The organism is Sphingobacterium spiritivorum (assembly GCF_016725325.1).
Lineage (GTDB): Bacteria > Bacteroidota > Bacteroidia > Sphingobacteriales > Sphingobacteriaceae > Sphingobacterium.
Map to the genome: position 1 here is coordinate 227,816 of NZ_CP068083.1, position 18,559 is coordinate 246,374.

13 protein-coding genes are annotated in these 18,559 nt (G+C 40.3%); 2 read left to right on the forward strand and 11 right to left on the reverse strand.

Translation table 11 applies throughout. The features are described 5' to 3' along the window. Positions 1–9: 9 nt before the first annotated feature. From I6J02_RS00795 to I6J02_RS00845, 11 genes are all read right to left on the reverse strand, one after another. A complete protein-coding gene (locus I6J02_RS00795) occupies positions 10–1,161 on the reverse strand; it encodes a DUF1735 and LamG domain-containing protein (RefSeq protein ID WP_201679959.1) in 1,152 nt (383 codons plus the stop codon). A 7-nt stretch (positions 1,162–1,168) separates the two neighbouring features. Beyond that, positions 1,169–2,224: a glycoside hydrolase family 18 gene (locus I6J02_RS00800; RefSeq protein WP_201679960.1), complete on the reverse strand. Its 1,056-nt coding sequence runs from the start codon at positions 2,222–2,224 to the stop codon at positions 1,169–1,171. A gap of 12 nt (positions 2,225–2,236) precedes the next feature. Next, positions 2,237–3,820 (reverse strand): RagB/SusD family nutrient uptake outer membrane protein, encoded by a 1,584-nt coding sequence (locus I6J02_RS00805; protein ID WP_201679961.1) that lies wholly within the window; start codon positions 3,818–3,820, stop codon positions 2,237–2,239. Positions 3,821–3,831: 11 nt separating this feature from the next. Then, a complete protein-coding gene (locus tag I6J02_RS00810) occupies positions 3,832–7,182 on the reverse strand; it encodes a SusC/RagA family TonB-linked outer membrane protein (protein WP_201679962.1) in 3,351 nt (1,116 codons plus the stop codon). A gap of 86 nt (positions 7,183–7,268) precedes the next feature. After that, the gene (locus tag I6J02_RS00815; RefSeq protein WP_201679963.1) at positions 7,269–8,372 is read right to left on the reverse strand and encodes a FecR family protein; all 1,104 of its coding nucleotides are present in this window, start codon (positions 8,370–8,372) and stop codon (positions 7,269–7,271) included. Positions 8,373–8,433: 61 nt separating this feature from the next. Then, the gene (locus I6J02_RS00820; protein ID WP_201679964.1) at positions 8,434–9,036 is read right to left on the reverse strand and encodes an RNA polymerase sigma factor; all 603 of its coding nucleotides are present in this window, start codon (positions 9,034–9,036) and stop codon (positions 8,434–8,436) included. Between the two features lie 278 nt (positions 9,037–9,314). Beyond that, positions 9,315–9,851: a hypothetical protein gene (locus I6J02_RS00825; protein WP_201679965.1), complete on the reverse strand. Its 537-nt coding sequence runs from the start codon at positions 9,849–9,851 to the stop codon at positions 9,315–9,317. 655 nt (positions 9,852–10,506) lie between these two features. Continuing rightward, positions 10,507–11,451: a gliding motility-associated C-terminal domain-containing protein gene (locus I6J02_RS00830; RefSeq protein WP_201679966.1), complete on the reverse strand. Its 945-nt coding sequence runs from the start codon at positions 11,449–11,451 to the stop codon at positions 10,507–10,509. 20 nt (positions 11,452–11,471) lie between these two features. After that, positions 11,472–12,548 carry a hypothetical protein gene (locus I6J02_RS00835; protein WP_201679967.1) on the reverse strand — a complete coding sequence of 359 codons (1,077 nt, stop codon included), beginning with the start codon at positions 12,546–12,548 and terminating at the stop codon, positions 11,472–11,474. Between the two features lie 48 nt (positions 12,549–12,596). After that, positions 12,597–16,469 carry a hypothetical protein gene (locus tag I6J02_RS00840; RefSeq protein WP_201679968.1) on the reverse strand — a complete coding sequence of 1,291 codons (3,873 nt, stop codon included), beginning with the start codon at positions 16,467–16,469 and terminating at the stop codon, positions 12,597–12,599. Positions 16,470–17,150: 681 nt separating this feature from the next. Continuing rightward, a complete protein-coding gene (locus tag I6J02_RS00845) occupies positions 17,151–17,543 on the reverse strand; it encodes a group III truncated hemoglobin (protein WP_201679969.1) in 393 nt (130 codons plus the stop codon). Positions 17,544–17,672: 129 nt separating this feature from the next. On the opposite strand from I6J02_RS00845, the gene I6J02_RS00850 reads away from it, so the two are divergent. Further along, positions 17,673–18,056, forward strand: a complete 384-nt coding sequence (locus I6J02_RS00850) for a cupin domain-containing protein (RefSeq protein WP_201679970.1) — start codon at positions 17,673–17,675, stop codon at positions 18,054–18,056. A gap of 24 nt (positions 18,057–18,080) precedes the next feature. Continuing rightward, positions 18,081–18,518, forward strand: coding sequence for an RrF2 family transcriptional regulator (locus I6J02_RS00855; protein ID WP_201679971.1), 438 nt, complete (start codon positions 18,081–18,083; stop codon positions 18,516–18,518). Positions 18,519–18,559 lie beyond the last annotated feature (41 nt).

Consider the following 18,559-nt stretch of genomic DNA (forward strand, 5'->3'; position numbering starts at 1 on the left):
TTAACAATTTTATTTTTTTGCCGGCAGGGATACGGGAGTCCATTTGATATCCTTACCTAATTTTGACGTCAGGTTATTACCATTTCCTGTATAATCCTGTACTGTATTTCCGGCTCCTTCATTACATTTCCAATAGGCTACCAAACCATTACTTTTGGGATCTACCTCATATGGACTACCGGCAATTTCCTCTTCAGTGCGGACAACATTCCATATTCTGCATTCTGCAAATTCACCTGCAAAGAACCGGTCATCAGCATAAGACCGGCCTATATAGAATCCATCCTGTCCATTCACACCCAGCGAGATAGGTGCCAGTGATAATGTTCCTTCAGACTGGACTTTGCCATTTACGTATATTTTGATAGCTCTGCTCGTCCGGCTGTATGTAACTGCTATATGTACCCATTCATTTGAAGGCAATCCTTTATTGGAATCTCCTCCCGGAAAATTCCCTGAACTGGTAGCTACCTGAATCTGATTAGATGGAAAACCGGCATCTCCAAGACGAATTAAAAAACGACCCTCAATACCCATTACAGAACTGATCATCCTGTCGTAATTACGGGCTCTGACCAGTGTTTCTATTGTAATCTCTGACAGATTATTGACCACTCCGGGATTAGCCCACTGGTTAATATGCAGATAGTTTTCTTCCAGATCTGCCACCACATTGATAAGTGCAGCACCTTTCAACACATAGTAAGTGGTGCGGGCACTTTGTAAAATATCGATATCTGCATTGGAAATAGTCACAGGCAATACATAGATCTGTTCGCGATCCAACATATTTATTTTATCAAAGTAAACGGTCACATCATTAGATTTTACACTTCCGGCTGGAATCTGTGCAGATGCCTGAGGTAACCGGTAATTCTCTTTTGGCAACATGATCGCTTTATCGTAGTAGGCGGCATTATATTTCTCAACCAATGATGCATCTACATTATAGGCAATGTTAACATCTCTGGTCTCCGGTCTGGCTATAGATGCCTGCAATTTACGCTCATCTGAAATCAACGTTGATTTGATAAGAAGATTTTCAACCTTAGGAACAGCATTAAATACATTGTTTGAGAAGATTTCTTCATTTTTACAACTGACAGCGAAAGTCAGGATTGAAAAAAGCGCTATCTGGATGTATATATATAAACTTTTCATATTTTAATCATTTAATTATAGACGGATTTAGAGTATAAATAGCCTCACGGGTGTACTGATATACTTTATAGGTATTAAAATAATCATTGTTCATATTGTATATACCCAGTCCCGAAACCGTATATCCGCTATGTGTCGCTGCAGCCCAACCGGCAGTTACACCCAGCGCACGAGAACCATCCGAAAATATTCCGGTCTTGGTATCCGTTTTATCCAGAGAAACAGTAGAAGCTGTAACAATAAAACGATCTGTAGGTACACCTTCCACATTTGTCATAAGGATATTATATGACAACCTATCCTTACCCTTTACATCCAGATCAGGAAGTATTATATGTAAGCAGGAAGCAAGAATAGTTTTATCTGTCAGATTCTGCGGATATCCTTCAAATACAAGGACTTTACCTTTATTGGCATTATACCACTTGCTAACAAGATCCATATAGATCTTTTCCCGTTTACTGTAAACCTCCTTATCACTGTCTGTCATATGTGCGGTACTTTTTCCTCTGTAGCCTGCTATAATTCCGTCATATTTATACTTGTCGATTAATTGCAGAGTATACTGTAAAGTATCCGATAGATAGGTTTCAAAATCCTTTTCAGAACCGGTTAATTTACCAGCCTTTTTGAGTTCGTCCATTCGGAGATCATAAGCCAGTTTAGTACCGTCATAATCGAATCCGAAGATCACTTTTGTACCCTTTTCATTTCTAAGAGCATCCATCTGCTGCAATTCGCGATCTATCAGTTTATCGGGTGATTTCAACACCACAAAATCTACACTATCCGGTACATTTTCAATATGTTGCCCTCTGTTAATCGGTGTTTTCACATGATTATCAAACCAACCATAAATAACCTTATGCTTTGAATTCTTGTATGCTTTCAAATTAGCAAGATAAGCAGCATAGAGCTCAGGGTTTTGCGTCCTGATGTCCGGATCTTCTATTTTGACAGTCTCTGTTTCCGTCCATTTTTCACAGGAAACCAATATAAGGGTCAGTGCCCACAGACAACATGTGGCGAAGACCAGTCTTTTCAAATTAATTTTTCTTTTCATAATCCTCTTATATTACTTTTTTGCCCACCATAAATCAGTTCCCATTTCATCCAATCCTTTCAGATACGAACTCACGGCATTTTGCACATTAGCAGCATTTTCGGTGTATTCGTCTTGTGGATAAGGAAGTCTGCGTGCCATACGTTGAGAGTTTACGCGTCCGCCACTGTTATTCTGTAAGACACTCATCAGTTTAGGATATCCCGTACGACGGTATTCCGTCCATGCTTCAATACCTAATGGGAAGTTTGCAATCCATTTTTGGGTAATAATACGTTCGAGATTCTGTTCCATATCAGATGCTGAATTCCATTTAATGGTAATCATACTGGTAGAACCGGTATTCGAAGATGCTCCTAAAGGATCTATATAAGATACTGGAACGCTTCTGCTGTCATCTATATATGCAGTTGCTCCCGCAGCACCCCATTGATTAAAGGACAGATTAATACCCGTTTTATAGAACCCTTCTGCCGGAGTAGATCCTGTCATAGCTGCTGTACCCATGTTCCAGCCTCGCAGTGCTCCCTCAGCTCTTAAAAATGCTACCTCTGCAGCATTCATCCAGAGTACCTTATCTGTATTACCTACATTCATATTGGTATATCTCTTCACGTTTTCACCACTGGGAATAGAAATTCCAGAACGCAACCCTATATATCCGTTTGTAATATTTCCGGTAAATGTGGATACGGTAAAATATTTTTCACGTCTAGGATCTTTGTATCCATTCATATAAGAAGTAATATCTGCCGAAATACGGGAATCTCCATTGTTATATTCATACATCACTACCCTGAACGGATTTTTAGTAACAGGCTGTGCAAATGCATTATCATCATTTGAGACCATAGGACCTATTTCATGCTGTACTGCTTCCTCAGCCTTAGTTTTTGCCAGCGTGGGGTTAGCAGACAGAATACGCATAGCCAGTCTTAACTTTAAGGAGTTTGCTAATTTGACCCACTTAATCACATTTCCTCCAAAAACAATATCAGCCTTAGGTGTAAAATTCTCGGTACGGCGTAGTGTTAATACAGCAATCGCGGCATCCAGTTCAGCAAACATTTTCGTATAAACCTCTTCCTCGGAATCGTAAGGAGCATTCAATGCACCCTCCGCACCTATTTTTGAATATGGAATAGGGCCATATATACTGGAAACTCTTGAAATAGATAGTACCTTAATAATATCGGCTACCGCTGCAGGAATAGGATCCTGAGTCACACTTTTCACCTTTACATTCCGAATAAAAATATTTGGAATTACATCGTTGAACGGTACTCTAAGCCAGTTTTCTTCCGGATTATAGGTTGCAAAATTTTTGCCATTAAAGCCATTATTGGAGTCTGAAAGATACCCTCCGTAAGAACCGCCAAGCAGGCATTCGGTAAACTGGCAGGTATTTACATCCAATGGCACTACCCAGGCCTGCATACCTGTCAACGCTGAGGCAAGGATATAGCCATCGCGTTCTACTTCTTCCTGAGTCGAACCTTTCGGATCAGTATTGTACTTTTCAAAACTCTTGGTGCAGGATTGCAGAATCAGCATAGCACCAATGAGATATATTGCGAGTGATTTATTAATTTTCATATCGATCTCTTTTAAAATTTAAGTCTGACATTAACCCCAACATTCCTTGTACTTGGCGTCATAAAATTGTCAATACCCTGATAATAATTTCCTGTACTTGCCGTAGATTCAGGATCATATGGTGCCTTGTTATAAATCATCCAAAGATTACGTCCTACCAGTGTAAGTGATACTTCTCCAAGATTCCAAAAACGATTTTTAGGGATAGTATAACCAATACTTGCTTCCTGCAATCTCACATTTGTTGCACTATATGCATAGTATTGCGGCAATCCGCTTTTACCTCCTATGGTTGTATACCAGGTCTCTGCATCTACCAAATCGCCACCATTAAGCATGACACCACCGTTTTCTCTTGCCACAGCAGATGCTTCAGATACTCCATACTGATCTAAGGCAGCTTGTGTCGCAGAATAAACGATTCCTCCCAGACGCGCTGAAAACATAAATCCGGCTCTGAAATTTTTCCATGAGAAATCATTTCTCCAGGCCATATTGGCTTTCGGAAAAATACTACCTAATTTGATATCACCAGCTTTGTTGTTTACCGCTACTCTTCCATCCTGATCGATATAAATATCGCCATTGCTATCCCGTTGAAGATCTGACAACGAATACATATCACCAAGTGTGCCTCCTTCTTTCAAAATAAAGCGTGCCTGAGAAAGACCTCCTACATCCAGCCGGTCCTTATTAATAATAGCTCCGGTCTCCGGATGCTGGTAGTTGCGTACCAGTTCCAGAATCTTATTTCTGTTGGCACTGAAGGTATAATTGGAAGCCCAATTTACATCACCCCACTGTTTTTGATATCCCAATCCCAGCTCTATCCCTCTGTTTCTCACACTTCCGGTCTGTACATACAATGTAGTGTACATAGAAGACACGGAGATTTTAGGGTCAAAAGTCTGGTTGTAGGTCTTCGTATCATATACACTCAGGTCAAGATTAAAACCTTTGAGAAAACGAGTAGAAATACCCAATTCCCAGGAATCTGTCCGCTCAGGTTTCAGATCCGTCATAGGATAGTTAGTTTTATCCTTATACTGCTGGATTGTTTCATCCCAATCATATACAGGGTTGGCAATAAAGCGTGGAAAAGGTAAACCAATAGAAGCAAATGAACCGCGTAATTTCAGGTATTCGATTTCCTCCAGCATAGAAAATATCTCGGAAAGAATTATTGAAGTTCCGACAGAAGGATAGAAAAATGAAGTTGCCTTAGACTTAGGACCGGCAAGCTGAGAAGCCCAGTCATTTCTTCCGGTCAATGTCAGATAATATGCTCCTTTGTACCCCAGTTCAGCACTCGCAAAGATAGACTGTGTCTGATCCCGCCATCCTTCATCCCGATGTTTGGTGTTTTCATAATCTAACTGCGCAATATTAAATTTGTTCGGAATACCGTTTGGCCGTATAGGACCCCGGTTCTGAATAAAATTCTGACGGGCATCAGTCAAAATAGCCCCCACATTAGCCTGCAAAGAAAAGTCATTGAATGTCTTATTGATGTTGGCCATAAAATCAGTGTACAACTGCTTGTCTTTTATTTCTTTTATACCATACAAGCCATTTTCAGATCCTTCAGCAAGTGTTGTATTTGTAGAAGCGTATAATCTTTCAGAATATTCAGTATCCGCGTTATCGATGCGTACACGCGCTGCAAGACTCAGCCAGTCTAACACTTTATACTCCAGATTTGCATTAAGCATATATCTGTCCTTACTATTATTGCGCAGATTACGGTAATTAATCCAGTATGGATTTTGTCCTGTAAATTCATTCAGTCCCTGTGGCCAGTATTGGGTATATATCTTACGCTGAGTATCATACCGTTCATACATTTTGATATCATTCCAATCGTCGCCGCGAGGAAAAAGATAAGCCGTCACAAGAGGATTCGAATAGGTCCCCTGATTAGTCATATTCTGATCTTGCTGCTTGATATAGCTCCCTCCTACATCCAATGTCATCTTATCATTTAAAAACTTTGAAGTATTACGGAATGTAAAATTGTAACGGTCATACTTGTTATTCGGAATTATACCTTCCGAGTTGACTGCCGCAGCAGATACATAGGTTTGATTTTTTTCATTTCCGGTAGAAAATGAAATATTCTCGGTCGCAATAACTCCTGTTTTGAAATAGTCATTATCGGGAGAATACCCCATAAAGTTAGAGGAATTGAGCGGTTTACCCCAGCTTCTATCATTTGTATTCTGAAACAAGCCGCTTCCCGTACCAAATCTGTTCTGGAATTTAGGTAACACAAAAGCATCTAATATTTCCGTATTCTGGGACAGAGAAAGTGTAGTTTTACCTATTTTTCCCTTTTTAGTATTGATGACTATTGCTCCGTTGGCAGCACGACTTCCGTATAAAGCTGCGGCAGCGGCTCCCGTCAGTACAGACATGGATTCAATATCTTCCGGATTGATGTCCGCAATAGATTCTGATGTCCCTGATGAGCTGAATTCTTTACCTTCTTCCCCACTGTAGTTATGAATAGGAATACCATCAATTACATATAATGTATTATTGGTCTGATCGATAGCCTTTGATCCGCGCATAACCACTTTGCTGGCACCTCCGATACCGGAAGAGCTACTGTTTATCGTTACACCTGCTACTTTTCCTGAAAGCGCATTGATAAAGTTTACATCTTTAACACGTGTCAGATCGTCTTCCTTCACCTGTTGAACATTGTAACTCAAGGCCTTTTCCGACCGCTTTATACCTAAGGCAGTCACGACCACGGCATCCAGCATATTATCTTCTGCTGCGAGGGACAATTCTATAGGCTGAGCTGTAGAGGTAATCGTATAACTTTTGGCCTGATAACCTATGAAACGTATCTCAAGTACATCATTCACTTTGGCCTGAGCCAACGTAAAACGACCTTCTGCATCCGTAGATATCCCGATGTTAGTTCCTTTTATAGACACTGAAGCTCCCTGTAAAGGCTGCCCTTTATCATCCGAAATTTTTCCGGACACCCCTTGCTGAAACGAATTAGCATTTTTAAATAAAGAAGCTTCCTCCGGTTCAGATATTTGGTTAATCAGAATAGTATTATCCTTGATCTTATATTGAAGACCGGATTGATCAAGCAGAATATGCATTACTTTATGAATATCTGCCTCATCAAATTCTACATTAAGTATTTTTTTATCATTAAAGATCTGATTAGAGTATAAGATATTATATCCTGTCTGCTTATTAATAATTTTAATAAGTTCTGATGCTCGTATTTTCTGCCTTTTAAGGGTCACTACGCCTTGTCCGGCAGCCGAAATAGAGCAATAGGTGACCATTAAAGCCACGCACATAGCCCGGGCTAGTTTAAAAATATTTAACCTCATGATTTTTAAGAAGTAATTTAAATTGGTTATTTAAAGAGTATAATTGTGTGAAATCTGGTAATTAGTCGTCTATCAGCCCATAAGCGTTAATTTTGGTTTACAATAATTGTTCGGTTTATAATTTTGAATTTCAATGTACTTGTACTCTGCAGTAGTTCAAGCACTTTTTCTACTTCAGCGTATCTGGATATTTTACCGCTGAATGTGATGTACCTGCTCCCCTCCTTAGCATATTGTACATCTACATTGTACCATCTGGACACTCTGTTCAGAATAGATTGTAACGATTCATCCTGGAATACGAATTCATTATTTTTCCAGTCAACAAAGTCTTCTACATCAACCTGACTGATAAAGATATCCTTGCCTTTGACATGTGCCTGTTGACCTGGTGTAAGTATTTTTTGATTATTGATCTGAATTCTACCTTCCAGTAAGGTTGTGATATTATTAGACAGATCATAGGTATTGACATTAAAGACTGTCCCCAGAACTTTGATTTCCTGTCCGTTACTCTGAACAATAAAAGGACGCTTTTTATCTTTTGCGACAGCAAAATAGCCTTCCCCTTTAAGCTCTACTTTCCGGAGATCGCCATCAGACATATCTGTCGGAAACCGAAGCGAGGACGCCGCATTGAGTGTCACTTCTGAACCATCTGAAAGCTCAATCAGGAATTGCCCCCCTCTAGGTGTCTCAATTACATTATATTCGCCTCCTGTTACACCTCTCTGTACTACATATTTTAATTGACCGTCGGCAGTTTTCTGAATAGTTATGCCTGAAGCCAATGTTGAATGTTCAGTTGTGAGCTCGATTTTGCGTCCGTCAGCAAGTGTCAATGTAGCCTGATCCGATCCGGGTACAACCTTATCCGCTATTTTCACCGGTGTTTCCTGTTGTCCGGTTCGTGTCTGCCATACAAAAAGTGTGGCCATACTCATGATAAGAACTGCCGCCGCATATGGCAGGTAACGCTTCAGACTTCTGTATATAGATTTATTGCCAGTAGAAGAAGAGATTTTAGCATCCAGTTGTTCCCATAGAAATTGCTTTTGTTCTGCAGACAGCACAACTTTATCCGTTTCGGGAAGTGTCTCTATCCATAACTCTAACAGCATTCTCTCCTGTTCAGAGCATGTATTATTGGCATACTTCTCTATTAGTATATCTATAGTATTATCATTCATAATTGGCGAACTAACACAATGATGTTGCACAAGTCTGCCTTAGGGAGTAGAAAAAATAAAATTATTTTTCGGATAGCAGATAACTGATAATTACGATCACTTCAGCCTGTCTCGGACTGATCTTCGAACGAAAGATTTTCAGGACATTATTGATCTGCTTCTTAACCGTTTTTTCCGACAACTGAAGTTCTTCGGCAATTTCTTTGTGTGAAAGAAAATCCTGTCTGCTCATCCGAAAGATCTGTTGCATCTTAGGAGGCAGCTTAGCCGTTTCTCTTTCGATAAAATCCCGAACTTGTTTTTCCTGAATAACATCCAGAACAGGATCATAAAAGGGATTGAGATAGGTTGCTAAATTTTCGATGTATTTGTCCCTGGTTTTTTGTTTCCGAAGGCTATATAGCATCTGCTTGCGCACAGACATATACAACCAGGCTAGAGGTGTATCCAGACGCAGTTCATGTCTGCGCATCCACAAGGAAGCAAATACTTCCTGTACAAAATCATTAGCCTCCTCTTCATCCGTATGAAGACGTCTGGCATACTGTATGAGTTCCTGAATATGCCGCAGGTACAAGGCTGTAAAACCGGCATAATCATCCTGACCAATTAAAATCATTAATTGTTGATCTGAAAGCAGGTTATAATCAGTTTCCTTTGGCATAACAATAAACACAATACAATTTGTGCATGAAATCCAAAGATATAAATATTTTATAATTTGAAAAAAGAAGCATGGGGAAGGAAAAAATCTTTTACCATTTAAATAAAGAAGGGAAAAGGAGGGGGACACCTCCTCTTCATTTACCTTCTCTATGTTCCGGTCCACCTGTTCACCTTTACATACGTGGTCAGAACACTCAACTATAAACCACCATAAAACTCGTTATAAAATAATAATGCCACCACAACCTGTGGTTATAATTTAAAAAAATTAATCAGTCAGGCTTTTTCCAGCTTTACCTTCCCGGCTACCAGAGGTTTACGGTTCACAAATTCCTGGTGAAACAAGATAATGCCTTTGAGATGATGGAAGAGTATCAGTGTTTTTTTATCCCGTGTAAAAAGCTTGATGTATCCCAATACTGGATTATAAGTTGCATCAATAATATCATCCCAATGTGCTATCTGCATCTTACCCAGATTACTGTAACACATAATATATACATGATTATACTGCACCTTATGGAAATAATACAGAGAAAGGCTATGAACACCACATACACCAAAGATCAAAAGCAGAATGACTGCAAAGGTCATCTCGGTCATATCCATACGGCCATAATCATATACTGCCCCTCCTACAATTCCGGCACACATCATCAGACAAAAATACCCCAGATATACATGTACAGGATGTACACGCATCACAAAACTACCATCTTCCATACTTTCCATTGCAGAAGATGACTTATTAATAAATCGATACAGGAAATAACAAATAATTCCTGTTATACTCATGGTAAGAATACTTTGCATATCGATTACATAATGGTCTCAGATAGTAGGAATTAATAATTGCTTACAGATTTAAAAAATAAAAATACCATATTTTCAATCTGTTGTTTAAAAAGAGGGGAAAAAGAGGAGGCTATTCTCCCCTTTCTTATCCCTCCATTTTTTAAAGTCCTGAATTGCGTATCCACCCAAAGAATGCACATGATTGAAATCAATATCATCAAAATGACTATTGACATACTATAACATATCAGAACATTTTATAAACACTACAAAATTCGACATTAATAATGATGTCCACCACAACCTCAGGTTATAATTTAAAAAAGATAAGTACGGAAAGCTGAAAAGAAAAGTCAGCCATAATGAAGCATTTTATAAGCAGAAGGAGGAGTTATCTCTACTCCTTCTGCTATTTCCTAAATCGATTCTGTGCGGTTTATGCACCGAGGAAGCACAGACGTAGGACAAAAACCAACGCACCGAGATTATGACTATTCTTAATGTGACGATGGTCAGAACATTTTATAAACATAGCAAACATCGCTATTAAAATTGACCTCCGCCACAACCACAGGTTGTATTTTCAAAAAGATGAATATAAATTTCATATCGAAAAATCCGATGCGATATAAGGAATAAAATTAAGGTTCTGAACAGGCCGTATTAAGAGGAATTAATACCTTATCACAGTGATATAGCCTTTATTGACATGTACTTTCCCGCTCGGCAATTCTACCTCCAGGATATAGAAATAGGTACCCTGATTGAGCCCTACAGCACTCCAGTCATTCTGATACTGATGAGAACGGTAAACTTCATTACCCATTCTGTTGAAAACAGTCAGTTTATTTCTTGCATTAGTATCCAATCCTTTGATAACAAAGAAATCATTCTTTCCATCACCATTAGGAGTAATAATATTAGGAATATTCAGGAATACAATATTAACCGTTGAGCTGGCCTGATTATCTTCAATCGCTGTATCCCTCTCGCGGGAGGTGACTTTACTCATAGTAATAGCATTTCCTTCAGAAATAGCTTCTACATTTATCCAGAGAGAAGCAGACCCTCCGGCTTCCATCTCACTTATTTTCCATATCAGCTGTCTGTTGTTTGCCTGATAAAACAATTCTCCCGGATAGGTACCGGTTGGACCTACATATTCAATTTCACGTGGTATATTAAATGTGATGGTCAATTCATGTGCAGCTTTATTTCCATTATTCAGCACCATAAGCTGATAATTATAATTACGTCCTACCATTACGGTATTTGCATCAGGAAGATTACGTATTTCGAGATTTACCTCCACATCTTCTCCAAACGGATCAACAATGATTTCAACCGGATCAGAAAGATCCGAATTACAGCCTTCACCCAGAGCAATAACCGTATAAATTCCCGCTTCTGTCACAATAATTCGCTGATCATGGAATCCATTAAGAGGTTCATTGTTCTTAAACCAGATATAAGAAAGCGCATGCTCGGCATCGGCCCGTAAAGTAACTTTTTTCCCTTTGACAATATGCAAAGTCTGTCCCTGTTGCGCCGTTGCTTCTGAAAAGAGAAGCAACAGGGCAACTAGAAAAGATAAAATATATCCGGACAGACGTAGCATCTTGTATTAATTTATATCGGTTAGTCTGTGACTGCCTCGATAGTAATATGTGGTTTACCTGGTGTAGGTGTTACTGTAATAATCAGATCGCTTGCTCCGTTTACCGCAAAATCCCTGTAGATTACATAAGGTCTGTTACGGTTAGCCGGATCATCAGCAGACAGCCCGTTACTTCTGTCTTTAATGGCATACTCCGCCTCTACGAGAATTTTGTACTTTCCGAAAGCTGATATCTGCGGGAAAATAGAATTAGCAGTGCCGGTCAATGCAGTTACCCCCGTTAAAGTACTTGGGTCGAATTTAGCATCATCAATACTTGCACCAGCCAAAGGAGCATTGGCAGCATCTACTTTAACTGCATACCAACGGTAGTTAATGGTAAAATCAGTTACAGCCGGAGTAAGTCCGCTGGTCACAAAAGAAGGTGTAGCCGTCACCTGCACTTTGGCTTGTGTATTAGAGCCAGAAGTTTCAGATTCACAAAAGGCAAAATCTGTAGCTCCGCCAGCTAATACCCCGGCAGAAGCAATATTCAATTGAGGCAATACATATACTACAAAGACCTCTTCCTGCGGTGTACAAAGCGCACCTACAGGAGCATTATCAGGGTTTACAACACCTTGCACTTTAAAGTAGTGATACCCCTCTGTCAAACCGGTCAACGGTAATTTGTTGTTATCCGTACTTCCGTCTTGTGCCACAGAATAACCTCCGGCAACTAAACTTGGATTAAATGCAGCACCTGAAGCTGCCGCTGTGCCTGAAGTACCCATATAATACCAGGTATAATTCGTAAATCTTAATGCTGTACGAGGTGTAGGCAATACACTCACATCTTCATTCAGCGCAGCTACCAGTGTCAGAGACGGACCATTGGTTGCCGGATTATAAAACAAAACAGAGTTGACAGTTTCGTAAGCCGAAGTACCATTGGTCAGTACCGGAGTAATAGCAGTAACACGACCTGCATCTGTAACAGAAGTGGAAGGTCCTACATTTAAAGGCGGGTTACTGATACTTTGCCCCCATACAGCTGTTCCTGAACATAAAAGCAAAGCGATCACGCCGGCTCTTATTTTTTGAATTTTTCTTTTCATATTGATTACTTAATTGATGTTAATATTTTGTTGATTTTCCATAGTTATTTAATTGACAATATTTTGAATAGTTAAATGCGGCTTACCCTGAGCGGGATATATATTGATACTAAAAGACTGTAATGATCCTTCGCAACCATTTACCGAATTGTAAATGGACACCTTACCTGTATAGACACCATATGAAGCATTTGCCGGAACATTGACCGTGATAGCACTTCCAGTAAGATTTGTCCAGCTGGTTACATTTTGGAAAGAAACAGGTGTACCCGGATCCCAGGTGATTTTATATTGATTACCGCCATTGGCGACCACATAAGGCAGGGATGCATGTATATCTCCTTCACAAATTCTCGGAGAAGGAGACAATGTTATAGATGGTAAAGGATTGATTGTCAAAGTCACAGCAGTACGGGAAGAACTCGCACAACCTGTTGTTTCATTAAAAGCTTCGACATAATAAGTAGTCGTAACAGTAGGATTAGAAATAATATAATTAGGTCCCGTATTCAACACCGTACCTCCGCCAGCTGAAGAATACCAGCGATAGGTAATTCCGGCCACCGGAGAACTTACAGACAGCAGCACTGACGTGCCTGAACAGGTCGCTGTATTCGGCACTGTTGGTGCTACAGGTAAAGGATTGACGGTCAGCGTAACAGCTGTACGTGAAGTACTCACACAGCTGGCATTTGATGCTTCTACATAATACGTCACCGTAACTGTAGGATTAGTAATAGTATAATCCGTCCCCGTAAAGAAAGAAGATCCACCTGTAGAAGTTGTATACCAGCGATAGGTCGCTCCTGCTATCGGAGACGAGACAGATAACGTCGCTGCAGTTCCGAGACAAGTAGCTTTTCCCGGCACTGTAGGAGCTGTTGGCAGCGGATTTACAGTCAAAGTCACCGCTGTGCGTGCACTCACACAACCGGTAGTCGAATTATATCCCTCTACATAATAAGTGGTTGTCGTTGTAGGATTTGCAACGGTATAGCTATTTGCGGTTGTCAACGCTGTTCCTCCGGAAGCAACCGTATACCAGCGATAATCAATGCCCGCAACAGGAGAACTGACTGTAAGTGTGGCTGAAGTACCGGCACAAGTCGTCACATTAGGAATAGTCGGAGCTGCAGGTAAAGGATTCACCGTCAAAGTCACTGCTGTACGTGCACTCACGCAGCCGGTAGTCGAATTATATCCCTCTACATAATAAGTGGTTGTCGTTGTTGGATTCGCAACGGTATAGTTATTTGCTGTTGTCAACGCTGTTCCTCCGGAAGCAACCGTATACCAGCGATAGCTAATTCCCGCCTCTGGCGAATTAACTGTAAGTGTGGCTGAAGTACCGGCACAGGTCGTCACATTAGGAATAGTCGGAGCTGCAGGTAATGCATTTACGGTCAAAGTCACCGCTGTGCGTGCACTCACGCAGCCGGTAGTCGAATTATATCCCTCTACATAATAAGTAGTTGTAGTTGTAGGATTTGCAACGGTATAGCTATTTGCGGTTGTCAAAGCCGTCCCTCCGGAAGCAACCGTATACCAACGATAACTCATACCCGCTTCTGGCGAACTAACTGTAAGTGTGGCTGAAGTACCGGCACAGGTGGTTGCATTGGCTATTGTCGGAGCTGCAGGTAAAGCATTTACGGTCAAAGTCACCGCTGTGCGTGCACTCACGCAGCCGGTAGTCGAATTATATCCCTCTACATAATAAGTGGTTGTAGCTGTTGGATTCGCAACGGTATAGCTATTTGCTGTTGTCAAAGCCGTCCCTCCGGAAGCAACCGTATACCAGCGATAGCCAATGCCCGCAACTGGAGAATTGACCGTAAGTGTGGCTGAAGTACCGGCACAGGTCGTCACATTGGGAATGGTAGGAGCTGCTGGCAACGGATTCACCGTCAAGGTCACTGCTGTGCGTGCACTCACACAGCCGGTAGTCGTATTATATCCCTCTACATAATAAGTGGTTGTCGTTGTAGGATTCGTAACGGTATAGCTATTTGCTGTTGTCAAAGCTGTCCCTCCGGAAGCAACCGTATACCAGCGATAGTCAATGCCCGCAACTGGAGAACTGACCGTAAGTGTGGCTGAAGTACCGGCACAGGTCGTCACATTGGGAATCGTAGGAGCTGCCGGTAGCGGATTCACCGTCAAAGTCACTGCCGTACGTGAACTCACACAGCCGGTAGTCGAATTATAGCCCTCTACATAATAAGTGGTTGTCGTTGTAGGATTCGCAACGGTATAGCTATTTGCTGTTGTCAAAGCCGTCCCTCCGGAAGCAACCGTATACCAGCGATAGCCAATGCCCGCAACTGGAGAACCAACTGTAAGTGTGGCTGAAGTACCGGCACAAGTCGTCACATTGGGAATCGTAGGAGCTGCCGGCAGTGGATTCACAGTCAAAGTCACTGCCGTACGTGCACTCACACAGCCTGTAGTCGAATTATATCCTTCTACATAATAAGTAGTCGTAGCCGCTGGATTAGCAACGGTATAGCTATTTGCTGTTGTCAATGCTGTTCCTCCGGAAGCAACCGTATACCAGCGATAGCCAATGCCCGCAACTGGAGAACTGACCGTAAGTGTGGCTGAAGTACCGGCACAGGTTATTACATTGGGAATGATAGGAACTGTAGGTTTAGGATGGACTAAGACCGCAATTTTTACTTCTTGAGATTGCGCATAACACCCTGTACTCCAGGAAGAAGTTACAAAATAAAATGTCGTATCAACTCCCGGAGTATAGGTAACCGTAGGCGAAAAAACATCTGAATTGGATGTACTTGTTCTTACTGGTGTACCTCCAATACTATCCTTGTACCACTTGAGGACTGCCCCCGAACTAGCCGAGCTGGCAGAAATGTTTACAGTTTCTCCATCACAAGCATTTATTACACTTGGATAAGCAACCGGTGTTGTAGGCTTTGCCGGGGTACGTGCAACTTCATGCAATTTAAAATTATTAAGCAATCCAACACCAGTTGCATATACGACCTCTACACGATCAAATGTAGAAGTAGGTTTAAAAGATACTGTCTGTCGTTTGCCATTTCGGAGCAAGGATAATAAATCAAGGCTAAGGAGACTTCCTACATTTCCTGTGGAAACTAAAGTAGTCCCATTATACACATTTAAAGTAACATTATTAAATAATCCAAGTGCCAGCAGAGGTGCAGGTGGAACAGAAAAGGTAATACTTACTTCATCATTGACATTTGATTTATTGGTAAAATAAACCATCTGTATAAGTTCACTTCCAACTCCCAATAAGCCTCCAGCGAAATTAGAGGCAGTTGTTAATGATTCGTCTATAGCATATTCAGGATTTGAAATACTTCCTAACAATGCTACTCCTGTAACGCGGGTAGATGTTCCGGCAATAGTGCTGCAATTTGTATTCGGAGGTTCATAGAAGGCATAAAATATATTGGCACTTGTAGTCGCTAACAGACCTCCGCTAATTGTTATGCGCACCGCATTAAAAGCTTCGGAAGAAGTTACTGCAATAAAACTATTTCCATTCTTATCTGTGAAATTTGCTGTTGTAGTAACAGCAGTTGTTCCTGCTACTGATGTAGTAGCATTTTTATACGCTTGATAGGATATATTTCCTCCAAGAAGTCCCGTTCCGGAAGACAAACGAATGAAGACAGTTGATCCGGCAGGAACTGTAGTGGAAGGAAAAATCAGTTGTTGCCAACTTGCTCCACCAATCAAGCCTGGAACAGTGATAAGTGTCGAATTTGTATAGTCAGTATCTATAGAGTTTGTTGCTGCAGAAATTGAACTATTTGATCCTGCCGAATTCAATTGAGCAGTGGCATATACCCGTTGTGCATACGCTGTCCCCGCCATTCCATAGAATAGCAATGCAAGGATACAGATCAGATAACACCATTTCAACTTCATAGGTAATGACGATGTGTTTTACTAAAGCGTAAACGTATTTAGGTTAGGATGTATAATGTTTTTCATAGAAGTAGGCCGGAATACAAGAAAAAGACACCTAACCCTAAAGCCTTATACTTACATTCCACTACAAATGTAAAATATAAACTTTGATTTAAATAAACAAAGAATATATATTTTAACAACTAATTAAGCAATTGGATTTTAATTATGTTAAAAATATTATAATATCCAATTAGGTTATTAAATAGTGTATTTTTAACACGATAAGATTAAGAACATGAAATTTAAAGATGAAACTTCATTTCCTAATCGGATAATAACAATAATTTAATATGTAACAAAGCAGCCCAAGGAAATAGACCCACAGAATGAAAACTAAAAAATAAGCGTAAAATTTGACCGTGATTTACACTTACATTATAACAACCGAAAAGAGTATCGAAAAGCAAATGGTAAAATCAGCCTTTATCTGAAGAGGAAAATTTTGAAATGCAGCTTTAGTCAGCATTCCCGGAAAAGATTAAAACGGCAATAGAGCAGCTCCGGCTAAAGGTTGGAGGTTGGAAGACAAGTAAATTATCAACTTGCTCTGACGACTTCTTTAATCATCAAAAGCAATAAATAGGTAAGGATACTGAACTAAATCCAGCATGATATTTTATGAATAATCTGTTCTGCCTAGCTTAAAGGCTTCGCATTAGTATTTCGATAATAGGTGATTTTAGAAAGAAACATTGTTGCCATTTTCTCTCCTCGCAGAACAGCTTCTTCCGCTTTCTCTCCTTCAAAAAACTCCCGGACAGTATGACTCCAGAGATTAAGCCAGGCATCAAAATGAGCCGCATCAACAGGCAATGTCGCATGCGGAGGAAACGGGCTTCCGAAATAGGTGTGCTCATCCAGTAAAAGCGTCTGCCAGAAACCATACATTTTTTCCAGATGCGCCTCCCAGCGACCATCCAAAATTTTATTAAAGACAGGCCCTATTAGCATATCCTCTTGCACCCTGCTATAAAATGTATTTACCAACAATTTAATATCTTCCATCGTTGTAATATCCTGCTTTGCCATAGTCTTATTCTTAATTTAACAATATAAAATGTAAAATCTCTTTTGACAGAACAAAGGTAAAAATAATAAAAGACTTTTTTATCTTTTATTATTTTATGTACCTTTAAGAACTTTTAAAAATAACAGATCATGACTATTCACAACGATAAATCAACCGAATATCATAATGCTATCCGATCCATTTTTGAGAACCTGCAATACAGTTCAAAAAAACCGGACATCAAGGTGATTCTGGAAACTTCAGCTATTAAGGAAATACGTATCAGCATGCGGGCCGGCCAAGTTATGAAAACGCACAAAAGTCCGTTTCCTATAGTTATTCATGTGTTACAGGGGGCAATCAAACTTGGTATACTTTCTGAAACCTATGAAATGAAAAGTGGAGATATGATCGGACTGGAAGGTCATATACCACATGATCTCACAGCAACTGAAGATACAGTCATCAGACTCTCCATCAGTCATTCAGATACAGCAAAACGTATTGAGAAAGTCATAAATACAAGTGAATAATATAAACGCAAGGATTTTATAAAAATGGGATTTTTTTCAAAGACCTGTGAGTACGCACTTCGGGCAGTTATGTATATTGCACAGTCCAGTCAGCAAGGAGAAAAGGCCGGCATTCGTGAAATTGCAGAGGCTATCAAATCGCCTGAAGCTTTTTTGGGAAAGATACTTCAGCAACTTAGTAAAGAAGGGCTGATCCGATCATCAAAAGGTCCGAACGGCGGTTTTTATATGGAACCGGAAGATACAAAACGACCACTGGCAGATATTGTAAGGAGTATTGACGGCGTACAGTTGTTTGAAGGATGCGCCATGGGACTCGACTATTGCTCTAAAGAAAATCCATGCCCTTTACATCACCATTTCAAAAAGATCAGAAAAAAGCTGTCTGTCATGTTACAAGAAACAAGCATAGGACAGTTTAACACAGATCTGATTAAAGGTAATTTTACATTGTCAAAATAAGATACCTTTTGTTAACCAAAACATAATATGGAAGAAGACAC